Source organism: Aureimonas frigidaquae, from assembly GCF_001463905.1.
GTDB classification, from domain to species: Bacteria; Pseudomonadota; Alphaproteobacteria; order Rhizobiales; family Rhizobiaceae; genus Aureimonas; species Aureimonas frigidaquae.
On sequence record NZ_BBWR01000006.1, the window covers coordinates 149201 to 162796 of the forward strand.

Annotated in this window: 12 protein-coding genes; 9 read left to right on the top strand and 3 right to left on the bottom strand. The window is 67.4% G+C overall.

Annotated features, from left to right (window positions below; all coding sequences use genetic code 11):
• Nucleotides 1-5: 5 nt before the first annotated feature.
• A complete protein-coding gene (locus tag AUL30_RS07220) occupies nucleotides 6-971 on the top strand; it encodes a polysaccharide deacetylase family protein (RefSeq protein WP_244490735.1) in 966 nt (321 codons plus the stop codon).
• Complete coding sequence (locus AUL30_RS07225; protein ID WP_062227186.1) at nucleotides 968-1645, top strand: aspartate/glutamate racemase family protein; 678 nt, start codon at nucleotides 968-970, stop codon at nucleotides 1643-1645. Before AUL30_RS07220 ends, AUL30_RS07225 begins: the two co-directional genes overlap by 4 nt.
• Here the strand turns inward: AUL30_RS07225 and AUL30_RS07230 are convergent.
• The gene (locus tag AUL30_RS07230; protein ID WP_062227187.1) at nucleotides 1642-2886 is read right to left on the bottom strand and encodes a D-arabinono-1,4-lactone oxidase; all 1245 of its coding nucleotides are present in this window, start codon (nucleotides 2884-2886) and stop codon (nucleotides 1642-1644) included. The two genes, AUL30_RS07225 and AUL30_RS07230, sit on opposite strands and share 4 nt — an antisense overlap.
• Nucleotides 2887-2900: 14 nt before the next feature.
• Nucleotides 2901-3665, bottom strand: coding sequence for an SDR family NAD(P)-dependent oxidoreductase (locus AUL30_RS07235; protein ID WP_062227224.1), 765 nt, complete (start codon nucleotides 3663-3665; stop codon nucleotides 2901-2903).
• 109 nt (nucleotides 3666-3774) lie between these two features.
• On the opposite strand from AUL30_RS07235, the gene AUL30_RS07240 reads away from it, so the two are divergent.
• From AUL30_RS07240 to AUL30_RS07260, 5 genes are all read left to right on the top strand, one after another.
• Complete coding sequence (locus AUL30_RS07240; RefSeq protein WP_083507736.1) at nucleotides 3775-4647, top strand: helix-turn-helix domain-containing protein; 873 nt, start codon at nucleotides 3775-3777, stop codon at nucleotides 4645-4647.
• An 82-nt stretch (nucleotides 4648-4729) separates the two neighbouring features.
• Entirely contained in the window at nucleotides 4730-5983 is a 1254-nt protein-coding gene (eutH, locus tag AUL30_RS07245) for an ethanolamine utilization protein EutH (RefSeq protein WP_062227188.1), read from the top strand.
• 112 nt (nucleotides 5984-6095) lie between these two features.
• Nucleotides 6096-7487, top strand: coding sequence for an ethanolamine ammonia-lyase subunit EutB (locus AUL30_RS07250; RefSeq protein WP_062227189.1), 1392 nt, complete (start codon nucleotides 6096-6098; stop codon nucleotides 7485-7487).
• 4 nt (nucleotides 7488-7491) lie between these two features.
• Nucleotides 7492-8313: an ethanolamine ammonia-lyase subunit EutC gene (gene eutC / locus AUL30_RS07255; protein WP_062227190.1), complete on the top strand. Its 822-nt coding sequence runs from the start codon at nucleotides 7492-7494 to the stop codon at nucleotides 8311-8313.
• Nucleotides 8314-8388: 75 nt separating this feature from the next.
• A complete protein-coding gene (locus tag AUL30_RS07260; RefSeq protein WP_202814482.1) occupies nucleotides 8389-10050 on the top strand; it encodes a Na/Pi cotransporter family protein in 1662 nt (553 codons plus the stop codon).
• Nucleotides 10051-10077: 27 nt separating this feature from the next.
• On the opposite strand, the gene AUL30_RS07265 is transcribed toward AUL30_RS07260, so the two are convergent.
• A complete protein-coding gene (locus tag AUL30_RS07265; RefSeq protein ID WP_062227192.1) occupies nucleotides 10078-10851 on the bottom strand; it encodes an IclR family transcriptional regulator in 774 nt (257 codons plus the stop codon).
• A gap of 160 nt (nucleotides 10852-11011) precedes the next feature.
• Here AUL30_RS07265 and AUL30_RS07270 point away from each other — a divergent pair, with 160 nt between their 5' ends.
• Together AUL30_RS07270 and AUL30_RS07275 are read left to right on the top strand one after the other, a co-directional pair.
• The gene (locus AUL30_RS07270; protein WP_062227193.1) at nucleotides 11012-12412 is read left to right on the top strand and encodes an FAD-dependent oxidoreductase; all 1401 of its coding nucleotides are present in this window, start codon (nucleotides 11012-11014) and stop codon (nucleotides 12410-12412) included.
• A gap of 51 nt (nucleotides 12413-12463) precedes the next feature.
• A complete protein-coding gene (locus AUL30_RS07275) occupies nucleotides 12464-13444 on the top strand; it encodes a tripartite tricarboxylate transporter substrate binding protein (protein ID WP_062227194.1) in 981 nt (326 codons plus the stop codon).
• Nucleotides 13445-13596 lie beyond the last annotated feature (152 nt).

Consider the following 13596-nt stretch of genomic DNA (forward strand, 5'->3'; position numbering starts at 1 on the left):
CGCGCATGCGATCGACCATGCTGCCAGTGCCCTCCGGTGGACGTGACTTCGCCGGCTACCGCAATGCTCCGCCCGCGATTGCCTGGCCAGGTGGCGCGCGGCTCGCTCTGTCCATCGTCGTGAATGTCGAGGAAGGCGCCGAACTGTCCATCGGCATGGGCGACGAGCGCAACGAGCATGTCTACGAGGCGGTCGAACGCGTGGACGATGTGCCCGACCTGTGCATGGAAAGCCATTTCGAATACGGGACGCGGGCGGGCTGGCCGCGCATCCGAAACGCGCTGGCGTCCCGCTCCATTCCGGCCACGCTGAATGCCAATGGCCGGGCGCTGGCCCTGTCGCCCTGGATTGCAGAGGAGGCAGTATCGGACGGGCACGAGGTGGCCGCCCATGGATGGCGGTGGGAGCGCCACGCCCATATGGACGAGGCGCAGGAACGCCTTGCCATCCAGCGCAGCATCGCGGCCATCACGGCAGCGGCCGGGGCCCCGCCCGTCGGCTGGCACACACGCTCGGCCACCAGCGCCCGCACGCGCGATCTGCTGGTGGAGCAAGGCGGGTTCCTTTACGATTCCAACGCCTATAACGACGATCTGCCCTATTGCGTGGATGTCGGCGGCCACCCGCATATCGTCCTGCCCTATGCCTTCGACACCAACGATATGCGCTTCCAGAATGGCGGCGGCTTCGTCTTTGCGGAGGATTTCACCCGCTATTGCACCGCCGCGTTTGACCGTCTGCTGGCCGAGGGCGCGAGTGCGCCGCGCATGCTGTCGATCGGGCTGCATCTGCGCATCATCGGCCGGCCGGCGCGGATCGGGGGGCTGGAGGCCTTTCTGGACCATGCGCTGGCGCAGGAGGGCGTCTGGTTCGCACGTCGAGAGGACATCGCCCATCATTGGCGCCAGGGCTTGAGCCTGCCGCGCTGGACGCCCGCGCACGCAACCCCCGACATGGCCACCACCCCGTGACGACGGGCGCTGCGCCGCGCAGCATCATCCTGATCAACCCCAACACCAGCGCGTCGGTGACGGCCGAGATGGTGCGGATCGCGGCAGAGGACGCGCCGGCCGATTGGCGGGTCGATGGCGTGACGGCCGCCTTCGGCGCGCCGCTCATCCTCGATCCGGCCGCCCTTGCGATAAGTCGGCGCGCCGTTCTGGATCTCGTGCCGGGGCTGGTCGCGGCCGCGCCGCGAGGCGTCATCGTTTCGGCTTTCGGCGATCCCGCCCTGCAACCGCTGCGGGCGAGCCTGTCCTGCCCGGTCGCTGGGCTTGGGGAGGCGTCCATGGCCCGGGCCGGTGCCGGAGGGCGCCGCTTCTGCGTGGTCACGACCACGCCGGAGCTTGCGCCGCTCATCACCGCATCGGCGCATGGCCACGGCCATGCCGCGGCCTATGCCGGCACCTTCTGCACCACGCAGGACCCGGCCTCGCTCATGATCGATCCGCCGCGGCTGCTCGATGCGCTGCTGCATCTGTGCGGCCGGGTCCACGAAGAAGAGGGCGTCGAGGCCATCATCATCGGGGGCGGTCCGCTCGGACGTGCCGCGCGCTCGCTCGGGCAGCATCTGCCCGTTCCGGTGATCGAGCCCATTCGTGAGGCCATGCGCTGGCTCATTCACGCCCCGGCCGCGAAACCCTAGCCGACGAGCGGCCGGAGATGGTCGTTCAGGAAGCGGCCCTGCGGGTCGAGGTCGCGCCGCAGCTTGCGAAAATCGTCGGCGCGCGGATAGAGCGCCGTGACGTCGTCCCGGTCGAGGAAGTGCATCTTGCCCCAGTGCGGCCGTGCACCGTAGCGCCGCAGGATCGCGTCCGTGTCGCGCAGGAAGGCCCAGTAATCGATGCCCGGGCCGCCGGAAACCGACAGGGTGATGGAATCCTGCCGGTGGAAGGGGCTGAGCCAGGCGGGATCGCCTGCGGTGAAGCGGTACTCGATCGGATAGATGCAGTTCGTATGGCGCGTCAGCATCAGTTCGCGCACGGCGCGGATGCTGTCCTTGCCGTGCTCCAGCGGCACGGCATATTCGAGCTCCACGAAATTGGGCACATATTCGATCGGGTAGACATCGGAGGAATAGGCGATCGTCTCGAACGCCGATGTCATCGGCGGCGCATCGGTGATGTCCATCACCTTCATCTCGCAGATATCGGCGTCCTTGCGGGTGGTGGACCAGGGCGCGTCCGACGTATCGGCAAGGCAGTAGAGGTGCCGGCTTTCCGGGACCGGACACCAGAAGAACCCGAAATGGCGATGCTGCGCCGCCAGTTCGTCGTGGCGCTCCATGCAGGTCTCGAAATCGTCGCGCCACAGGCGCTCGTGCAGATTGTAGCTGTCGGTGACGTTCAGGGTGAGTTCGGAGATCGCGCCGAGCGTGCCAATGGAAACCTGCGCCGCATGGAGAAGGTCCGGATCGCTGCCGTCGATCACCATGACCGAACCGTCCGCCGTAACGATCCGCATCCCCGCGATGGAGGAGGCGAGGTTGCCGAGCTTCAGGCCCGTCCCGTGCGTGCCGGTGGTGAAGGCGCCGGCCACGGCCTGGCTGTCAATGTCGCCCTGGTTGACAAGCGAGAGCCCCTCGGCCTTCAGCGCCTTGCCCACGGCGTTGATCCGGGTGCCCGCCGCCACCGTGACCTGCCGGGCCGCTTTGTCCACGGAGCGGATGCCGGCCAGATTTTCGAGCGACAGGAGCAGCCCCGAGGTTCCAACGACCGGCGTGAAGGAATGGCCGGACCCGGCGACGCGCACCGGCAGCGATTGCGCCGCGGCCTGTGCCACGGCCTCGCTCAACTCCGCCTCGCTCGAAGGGGAGGCCCTGAATTGCGGCACGCAATACTGGTTGCCCACCCAGTTGCGCCAGACGCCGCCCTTTTCGAACTCCATGCCCTTGTCCCCTCTCAGATCGCGGTGAAGCCATTGTCGACGAAGAGATGCGTGCCCGACACAAAACTCGCGTCGTCGCTGGCCAGGAAGAGCGCCGCTTGGGCCACCTCCTCGGGGCGGCACATGCGGCCCTGCTGCGCGGCGATGGCCGCATCCGAAACGTCGACGCCGTAGCGTGACAGTTCCTCGACCTCCCGCCGGCCGTGTGCCGTTGCGATGAAGCCCGGGCAGACGGCGTTGCAGCGGATATTGCGATCCCGGAACTCGACCGCGATGGCGCGCGCGAACATGTGGCAGGCCCCCTTGGTCGTGTTGTAGAGGACCTCCATGGGGGTCGCCACCTGTGCCGAAATGGACGAGGTGCAGACGATGGAGCCGCCCCCGGCCGCGATCATCTGCGGCAGCACGGCGCGCGTCATCAGGAACATGGACCGGACGTTGATCGCCATGAGCCGGTCCCATTCGGCAAGGCTCGTTTCCAGGAACGGCTTGATGGTGATCGTCCCGGCATGGTTGAACAGGACGGTGGCCGGCCCAAGTGCGCCCTTTATGCTTCCCACCGCAGCAGTGACGGCATCCTCCTGCGATACATCGGCCGCCGCGAAGACGGCCCGCCCGCCGGCCGCGCGGATGCGTTCCGCAACCTCCGCCCCATCGCTCGAGGCAAGGTCGACGATCCCCACGGCAGCGCCGCGCGCGGCGAAGAGTTCGGAGGCAGCCAGCCCGCACCCGCCCGCGCCGCCGGATATGATCGCCACCTTACCGTCGAGCCTGGACATCGAAGACGTTCCCTGAACCATGGTCCATGCCGGACCCACGGGAACAAATTTCTTGAACCGCGAGAGACGGTCGATATGCTCCAAGGCATATGGATGGCCGGGCAGACGCATGGACGCAGGCGAAGCACAATCGATCGCACGGCTGATGGGCGCTGCCGGGACGGACGGCTTCGGCGCGGCGCTCGACGCGCTCGCGCGCAGGCAGGCCGCCTTCGACATGTCGGTGCTGCTCGTCTACTCGCCACGGCGCCGGCCGGTGCTGATCCATGACGGCTATACCGACCGCATCTCGCAGCCGGCGCTCGACGCCTACCTTGACCACGCCTACCTTCTCGACCCGTTCTATGTGGCGAGTGTCGGCGGCCATCCGCCCGGCCTGTGGCGCATGGGCGACCTTGCCCCGGACAGCTTCTTCGCATCCGGCTTCATGACGGCGCCGGACGTGCATCCGTGCATTTCCACGGAGGCCGGGACGCTTGCCGAGGAGGTCGGCTTCCTCATTCCGCTTCAGGACGGCGTCACCGCCACCTATTCGCTGATGCGCGTGGTGCAAGGCCAGGGTTTTTCGCCCGCCGAGTTCGAGGCGCTCCGCGCCATCGAGCCCATATTGCGCCGGTCGATCGCCGATGAGTGGAGCCTGCGGCAACCGCCGCAGAACCAGGGCATCTGTGCCGGGCAGGACATGGAAACGCTCTTCGCGGCGCTGTTCTCGGACTGCCTGACGGTGACGCAGCGGCGTGTCGTGTCCCTTCTCCTGCGCGGCCACAGCGCCTTGTCCATCGCCATGACCATGGGCATTTCGGAAGGTACGGCCAAGAACCACCGCGCCAACATCTACAAGCGGCTGAACATTTCCAGCCAGGGGGAACTGTTCCGGCTCTTCATCGACCATCTCGGCAGGCGCCCCGCCGCCACGGCGCCCGCCTTGGGCAATCGGCCCCGGCCAGCGGGTGGGATCGCAGAAGGCCTGCCAGCGCAATAGGCCAAAAGGCAGGTATGGGCGGATATTGCCTCCCGATCGAGCAGTGCCTTAACCTCAGGCATTCTCGACACGAGGTGATCCCATGGAATTCGTCGGCAATCTCGTCATCTACATCATCATGGCCTGCGCCCTGGCGGGCGCCATCGCATCCATCATCGATGAGGACAGCGCGCTGGGCCGCGAGTTCCTGTCGGGCATCTATACGATCGGCATCATCTTCGTGCCGGTGGCCGGCATCATGGCTGCGCAACCCTATGTCTCGGCCGCCATACCGGCGATCTTCGGCCCGGCCTTCGCGGCGGTCGGGGCGGACCCGGCCGTGGCGGCCAACACCTTCATCGCCGTCGACATGGGCGGCTACCAGCTTGCGGACGCCATTGCCCGCTCGCGTGAGGACTGGATCATCGCCATGGTGGTCGGCTATCTGGCGGGCGCCACCATCATCTTCTCCATTCCCATCGGCCTGACCATGCTGCGGGAAGAGGACCGCCCCTATATGGCGCTCGGCACCATGGCGGGCTTCCTGTCCATACCGGTCGGCGCCCTGGTGGCGGGCATCCTCCTGATCGTCACCGACCCGGTGGTGCGTGAGGCCGTCTCCACCAATGCGGAGGCGACCTACACGCTGGCGATCACCTTCGGCCAGCTCATCGCCAATCTCATTCCGCTCGCCATCATCTGCGCCGCCTTCGCGGCAGGGCTGGCCCTGATCCCCGCCGCCATGATCCGCGGCTTCCTGATCTTCGGGCGGGTGCTGACGGCGGTGCTGCGCATCATTCTGGTCCTGTCGATCATCGAATATTTCACCAGCGCCTTCTCGACCCTGTTCGGGGGCTGGGGCTTCGATCCGATCATCGCCGACGAGGCGGACCAGTTCCGCGCGCTGGAGCTTGCCGGCTATATCGGCATCATGCTGGCGGGCGCGTTTCCGATGGTCCATCTCATCACCCGCTACCTGTCGGCGCCCATGGAGCGGCTCGGGCGGCGGCTCGGCCTGCAGGCGGAAGGCGCGGCCGGCCTTCTGGCGGCCTGCGCCAACATCATCGCCCTGTTCCGGCTGGTCCAAGACATGACCCCGCGTGACAAGGTGCTCACCCTGGCCTTTGCGGTCTGCGGGGCGTTCCTGTTCGGCGACCATCTCGCCTTCACGGCGAATTTCCAGCCGAGCCTCATCATCATCATCATGATCGGCAAGATTGCCGGCGCGCTGGCAGGCTTTGCCATCGCGCTCTACATCGCCGTGCCGCGGGCCGAGATGATGGGCGCGGCGGCGCGGGTGGCCGCCAGCGCGCCCGATCCGGCCGCGGCAAAGGGATCGGCGGTGCCGATGGGCTGACAGGACGGCGGCGGCGTGGCTGCCGCTTCGCCTTCCACGGCCCGGCATGGCATGATGGCGCTGCGGCGGGGCGCAGAACCGGCGCGGCGCCGAACCTTTCCGGAGGGCTGACATGGCTTATCGCTTCGACACCGCAGGACGACGCTTCCACTTCGCCGATCTGAAGGAGCTTCTGGCCAAGGCCACGCCGGAACGCTCCGGAGACGTGCTCGCCGGGGTCGCCGCCGGCGACGAGGAGGAGCGCGCCGCGGCCCAGCTCGCTCTGGCCGACCTTCCGCTGCGGACCTTCCTGTCGCAGACCGTCATCCCCTACGAGGATGACGAGGTCACCCGGCTGATCCAGGACACGCACGATGCGCAGGCCTTCCGGCCCGTGGCCCATATGACGCTGGGGGACTTGCGGGACTGGCTCCTGTCCGATGCCGCCGATGCGCAGTCATTGGCCGCGCTGGCCCCGGGCCTGACACCGGAAATGGTGGCGGGCGTCGCCAAGCTGTGCCGCAACCAGGACCTGGTGCTCATCGCCCGCAAGTGCAGCGTCGTCACACGCTTCCGCAACACGATCGGCCTTGCCGGGCGCCTGTCCACGCGGCTGCAGCCGAACCACCCGACCGACGACCCGACGGGCATCGCCGCCTCTATCCTGGACGGGCTGATGTATGGCAGCGGCGATGCCACGATCGGCATCAACCCCGCGACCGACTCCATCCCCGCCGTCAGCAACCTCGTCATGATGCTGGACGAGGTGATCCAGCGCTACGCGATCCCCACACAGTCCTGCGTGCTCACGCATATCACCACCTCGATCGACGTGATCAATCGCGGCGCGCCGCTGGACCTCGTCTTCCAGTCGATCGCCGGCACCGAGCGCGCCAACCGCTCCTTCGGCATCAGCCTGTCCACCCTGGCCGAGGGGTATGACGCGGCCGCAAGCCTGTCGCGCGGGACCGTCGGCGACAATGCCATGTATTTCGAGACGGGGCAGGGGAGCTGCCTGTCCGCCGATGCCCATCATGGAGTGGACCAGCAGACGCTGGAGGCGCGGGCCTATGGCGTTGCCCGCCGCTTCCGGCCGCTCCTCGTCAATACGGTGGTCGGCTTCATCGGGCCGGAATATCTGTACGACGGACGGCAGATCATCCGGGCCGGGCTGGAAGACCATTTCTGCGGCAAGCTACTCGGCGTGCCGATGGGCTGCGACATCTGCTACACCAACCATGCGCAGGCCGACCAGAACGACATGGACACGCTTCTGACCATGCTGTCGGTGGCCGGCGTCACCTTCATCATGGGCATTCCGGGCTCGGACGATATCATGCTCAACTATCAGACGACCTCGTTCCACGACGCCCTCTATGCCCGCAAGGTCGTCGGGCTGCGACCTGCGCCCGAGTTCGAGGCCTGGCTGGAAGAGGCCGGCATTTTCGAGCCGGGCGAACCGGGACGGCTCGGAACCGCCCTTCCGCGTGCCTTCGAGCGCGCACTGTCCGTCGTCGGGGGCTGACGCCATGGCCAAGGACGACGATGCCCGCCCGCCGGTCGTGATCCCCAGCGGCTGGGAAGCGCTCCGGCGCCACACCCCGGCGCGGATCGCGCTCGGGCGCGCCGGCACGAGCCTGCCGACAGGCCCGCATCTTCAGTTCCAGCTCGCCCATGCCCGGGCCCGCAGCGCCGTGCACCGGGCGCTCGATACGGATAAGCTCCTGGCTGCCCTCGGCCCGCTCGGGCAGGACGCGCTGGTTCTGGACAGCCGGGCGGACGACCGGGCCACCTATCTCCAGCGGCCGGATGCCGGGCGGCGTCTTGCGCCACAATCGGCCGAGCGCCTGCAGGCCCAGGCCGCCGCCAGCACCGGCCCGGATGTCGCGCTGATCGTTGCCGACGGGCTTTCCGCCTTTGCGGTGGAAGAAAATATCGTGCCGCTTCTCGGCGCGCTCATGCCCATGCTGGATGCGGAAGGGTGGACATGCGCGCCGCTCGTCGTGGCGCGGCAGGCGCGTGTCGCGCTGGGGGATGAGGTGGGCGGGATTCTGAAGTCCCGCATGGCCGTCATGCTGATCGGCGAGCGGCCCGGCCTGTCGTCGCCCGACAGTCTGGGCATCTACATGACCCTGTCGCCCCGTGTCGGCCTGACGGACGAAGCGCGCAACTGCATCTCCAATGTCCGGGCGGAAGGCCTTGCGCCACCACGCGCCGCGCAGAAACTGCGCTACCTGATGCGCGAAGCGTTCCGGCGCAATCTGTCCGGCGTCGCCCTGAAGGACGAGGAGGACGCACCGCAGTCCAGCGTGGAGGCGGGAGCCGGAAATTTCCTGACGGGCGAGCGGTGACGCCGTGCCTATAGCGCAGGCGATTGGGCGCTCTATCTTGTCCTCCTGTCCAGCGATTAGGGGGGAGATCGGACCGTGAGTGCTAATCTGGTCCTGATCGACATGCTCGGCGCGGCCGCCCTTCTTTTGTGGGGCCTGCGCATGATCAAGACGGGCATGCTGCGGGCCTTCGGCGCATCCTTGCGCGCCTGGATCGCCTGGGGAACCTCGAACCGCTTTACCGCCGCCGGCGTCGGCCTGCTCGCCACGCTGGCCGTCCAGTCCAGCACCGCGACAGCCGTCATCACCGCGTCCTTCGCCGCGCGCGATCTGATGTCCGGCGCCATGGCGCAGGCGGTCATGCTCGGCGCCAATATCGGCACCGGGCTTGCCGCCGCCTTCCTGTCGCTCGACCTGCACTGGCTGTCACCGCTCCTCATCCTGATCGGCGTGACCGTCTTCTCCCGCTCGGGCGAGGCGCGGGGCAAGGGCATCGGACGGGCCGTCCTCGGCCTCGGCCTCATGCTCCTGGCGCTCAACCTGCTTGGCGAGGCGACGCAGCCGGTGCGTGATTCGCCCGTCGTGGCGACGATCCTCGGCAGCATTTCGCAGGCGCCGTTCCTCGGCCTTATCTTCGGAAGCGGCCTCGCCTTCCTGGCATCGTCGAGCCTGGCCGTGGTGCTCTTCGTCGTGCTTCTGGCAGACAGCGGCGTGATCACGCCCGTCGCCGCCCTCGTGCTGGTGGCGGGCGCCAATCTGGGCGGGGCGATCCCGCCTTATGTCGCCATTGCCGGGGAGGGGGTGGAGGCGCGCCGCGTCGCCACGGCCAATCTGGCCGTGCGCACGCTGGGGGCGCTGGTCCTGACCGTGTCCGCACCCTGGCTGGCGCCCTGGCTCAGCCGTATGTTCCCTGATACCGGCCACATGGCCCTGGCCGCGCATATCGGCTTTTCGCTGACGCTGCTCGTCATCTTCATGCCGTTGCTGACGCCGCTGACGCGCTTGGTCGAACGCATGTTGCCGGCCGGCAGCATGGATGTGTTCGGTCCGCGCTATCTGGACGAGGCCGCGTTGGCCACGCCCACCATCGCCGTTGCGGCCGCCGCGCGTGAAACCTTGCGGCTGGGCGACATGATCCACGACCAGATCGAGGGCAGCATGCATGCCCTGCAGGGCGACGATCCCGGGGCCGGCAGCAAGCTGACCCGGATCGAGGAGAACGTCGACACGCTCTACCTTGCCATCAAATCCTACATCGCGCGGCTCGACCGCGCCCATATGGACGCCGACGATATCAAGCGGGCCGACGAGGTCCTCGCCTATGCGGTCAATCTGGAGCATGTGGGGGATATCGTCGATACGGGGCTTGTCGAACTGTCGATCCGCAAGGCGCGGCGCGGCTACAAGTTCTCCGCCGAGGGCTTGAGCGAAATCACCGCCTTCTACCGCCAGACGCTCGACATCATGCAGACGGCGCAGAGCGTCTTCTTCACGCGGGATGCGGATCTGGCACGCCGCCTCGTGGCGCAGAAGCCGGATGTCCGGCGGCTGGAGAGCGAATCCGCCGAGCGGCATATGGAGCGCCTGCGCGCCCAGCGGACCGAAACGATGGAAACCTCCGGCATGCACCTCGACGTCCTGCGCGACCTGCGGCGCGTCAACGCGCACCTCATCTCGGTCGCCTATCCCATTCTGGACGATCTCGGCGCCCTGCGGGAAACGCGCCTCAAGCCGGTCGATGGCGACGGCGAAGGCTGATAAGCCACATGGGTCGGTGCGCAGCGCTCAGGCGAGTCCGCTGGCGCCGAGCCCCTGCGATATGCGCCGCGCGGACCGCCCGACCGCCTCTGCCAAGGCGCCCTCGGCATCCTGGAACGCAGGCAGCGTTTCATAATCCGATACGTTGATGCCGGCCACGATGCGCCCGGCCCGATCCCGCACGGGGGTGGCCACGCTGGCGATCCCGGGGACGTAAAGTCCCCGGAAGAAGACGAAGCCGCGCGCCGCCTCTGCGGCGATGGTCTTGTGAAGCCGTTCCGCTTCATCGCCATCGAGCGTGACGCCGGCGGCCCGCGCCAGGCCGAACAGTTCCTGCGCCGAGCAATCGAAGAGAAGCGCGTGTCCGATGGAATTTTCATGCGCCTGCATGCGTGTCCCCACGGCAAGGTTGCCGCTGATGCGATGGCGCGAGGAGAGGCTCAGGAGGTAGACGACATCCCATCCGTCGCCGATCGCCAGGTGCACGGAGGCATCCGTTTCGTCGCGCAGCGCCTCCAGGATCGGCCGGGCGATCTCCACCACGTCGAGGGAGCCCAGATAGTCGAAGCCGAGACCGAGCACCCCGACACCGAGCTGGAACGCGTTGGAGTTGGCCGCGCGCTGCAGGAAGCCCTCCGCCTCCAGCGTGACGGCCAGCCGGAACGCCGTGCCCCTGGGAATGCCGAGTTCCCGGCTCATCTCGGGCACTGTCACGACGCGCCGCGCGCGGTCGAACATGCGCAGGATTGCCAGGCCGCGCCGCAAAGCCGGGACGATATAGCGCTCTTGCGTATCCACCATGGGCTCGACCCCGCTGCCTGATCCTGTCCGCCTTAGCGCATCGAAGGCGCCACGCCAAACGCTGCGCTGCACCATGCCGCGCCCTTGACAGGCAGCAGGCATCACGAAATGCTGGTTCTTATAAAAAGCATTGTTTTATTAGGAAAGCAAGGAGAGCCGCATGCTCGACACCGCCACCGCCAGGACCTACCGCGAAAGCGCGCGGGACATTCCCTGCCTGATGGAAACCGACATCGTCGTGGTGGGCGGCGGAACGACCGGGCCATTCGCAGCCATCGCCGCGGCCCGCCAGGGCAAGAGGGTGGTCCTGATCGAGCGCTTCGGCTCCCTCGGCGGCAATCTCACCCTCGGCCTCAACACCAAGCCATCGGGCGCCCTGAACGGCGGCCTGCCGCTGGAGGTCTGGAACCTTGCCCGTTCGGCGGGTGGCGCCGGCGCGGATTACATGGCCCTGACCAAGACGTCGGATGTGAAGATCGCTTCGCCCTGCGATCCGGAAACCATGAAGATGCTGCTCACGCGGCTCTGTGTCGATTGCGGCGTGGACATCCTGTTCGAGACCTTCGTATCCTGCCCCATCGTGGAGGGTGGACGCACGACCGGCGTCGTCGTGGAGGGCAAGTCCGGCCGCCAGTTCATCGCGGCCAAGGTGGTGATCGACTGTTCGGCCGATGCCGACATCGCCGCCCATGCCGGCGCGCCCTTCATCATGGGCGCGGGCGATGCGGAGGAAACGACGCAGCCGGTCTCCATGTATTTCACCATGAGCGGCGTCGACATCGCCCGTCTGGCGGATTGGGCCCGCAACAGCGACGACATTCCCGCCCGCTCCATACCGGAGACCCCGGAAGGGCTGGATTTCGGTCTGTGGCTGACCGGCTTCAACCGCGCGCTCCTGGCCTATCGACGGGAAACCGGCGTCAGCCTCCAGCGTGAGAACATCACGCTCAAGACCGCCGGGGGCCTGATGTATGTGAATGCCACGCGGGTGATGGGCGTCGACGTGTTCGACCATGCCGAGTTCACTGCGGCCATCGTGGAATGCTACCGCCAGATCGAGGCCGTGGCGGCCTTCCTCATCGAACGCGTGCCCGGTTTCGAGGCGTCGCGCATCCTGCAGATCGCGCCCGTGCTCGGCGTGCGGGAAACCCGTCATATCCAGGGCGACTACGTCCTGACCGGTCCGGACGTCCTGGGCGGCACGCATTTTGCCGACAGTATCGCGGCCGATACCTCGGCGCTGGACATTCACGAGCCGCGCGGCGGCGACGTCGATTTCCGCGGGCTGGATGCCTACGAAATTCCCTACCGGACCCTGGTCCCGAAAGGCGTCGAGCAATTGCTGGTGGCCGGGCGCTGCATCTCGGCCGATCACGATGCGCATGCGCGCAGCCGGAACATGCCCGCCTGCATGGCGACGGGTCAGGCCGCCGGCGTGGCGGCGGCCGTCGCGATCGACGAGGGGACCAGCGTGCGCGACGTGCCGATCGACAAGGTCCAGAAGATCCTGCGCGACAGTGGCGTGCCGATCCACGCGGCGGAACTGGCCGGCGCGGCCTGAACGCCCCGCCGGCCCGGGAGGACGAAGCAACAGAATGATCTGGGAGGATCGATGAAACATCTCGTCATCACCTGCGCGCTTGCCGGCGCGCTCGCAACGGCCCTCGTTCCGCATGGGCGGGCAGAGGCCTTGGACTACCCCACCAAGCCGGTGACGGTGATCGTTCCCTTCCCGGCAGGGCAGGCCTCGGATGTCATCGTGCGGATCATCGGCCAGCGCCTGGGATCGATCCTCGGGCAGTCGATCATCGTGGAGAACCGCCCCGGAGCGGGCGGCAGCGTGGGCACGACGGCAGGCGTCCATGCCGAGCCGGACGGCCATACGGTGACCCTCGCCTCCGCCGCCTATGCCATCACGCCCTTTACCCATCAACAAAGCTTCGATGCCCTGACGGACCTTGTTCCGGTGTCGCAATTCGCCGTCACGCCGCTGGTGCTCGTCGCCAATCCCGGGCTCGGCGTCGACACGGTGGCCGAGCTGAAGGCGCTTGCCACCGAGCGGCCCGGCGAGATCATGTTCGCCTCTTCCGGGATTGGGACCACCCACCATCTGTCCGGGGAACTGTTCCAGTCGCTGGCCGGTGTGGAGATGCTCCACGTGCCCTATGCCGGCAGCGCCCAGGCGCATACGGACCTGATCTCCGGGCGCTCCGACGTGATGTTCGACAATATCGTGCCGCTTGCGCCGCATCTGGCCCGCGGGACGTTGAAGCCCCTGGCCGTCACCACCGCATCCCGCGCGCCGAGCCTGCCCGATGTGCCCACCATGCAGGAGGCGGGCATCGACGATTTCGAGGCGACGGCATGGTTCGGCTTCCTGGTGCCGGCCGGAACGCCGGAGCCTGTCATAGAGCGCCTCAACGCAGCGATGGGGGAGGCCATGGCCGATCCCGCAGTGGCCGGGCGGCTCACCGAAATGGGTGTGGAGCCGATCCACACGACGTCGGAAGCCTTCGGCACCTTCATCCGTGCCGAGATGGACAAATGGAAATCCTTGATCGACGAGACCGGGATCGAACTCGGCATGCAGTAAGAGCGCTATCCAACCCGGCAAAAAAGAGAGGGGGGCGCCGATCGACGGCGCCCCCCTTTTTCCGTTTGTACGCCGGCCTGTGGCCGCGCCGTCATTCCTTGCCGGCGCTGTGCCGGCTCTTGATCAGGCTGGCGACGGTGGTGACGACCAGA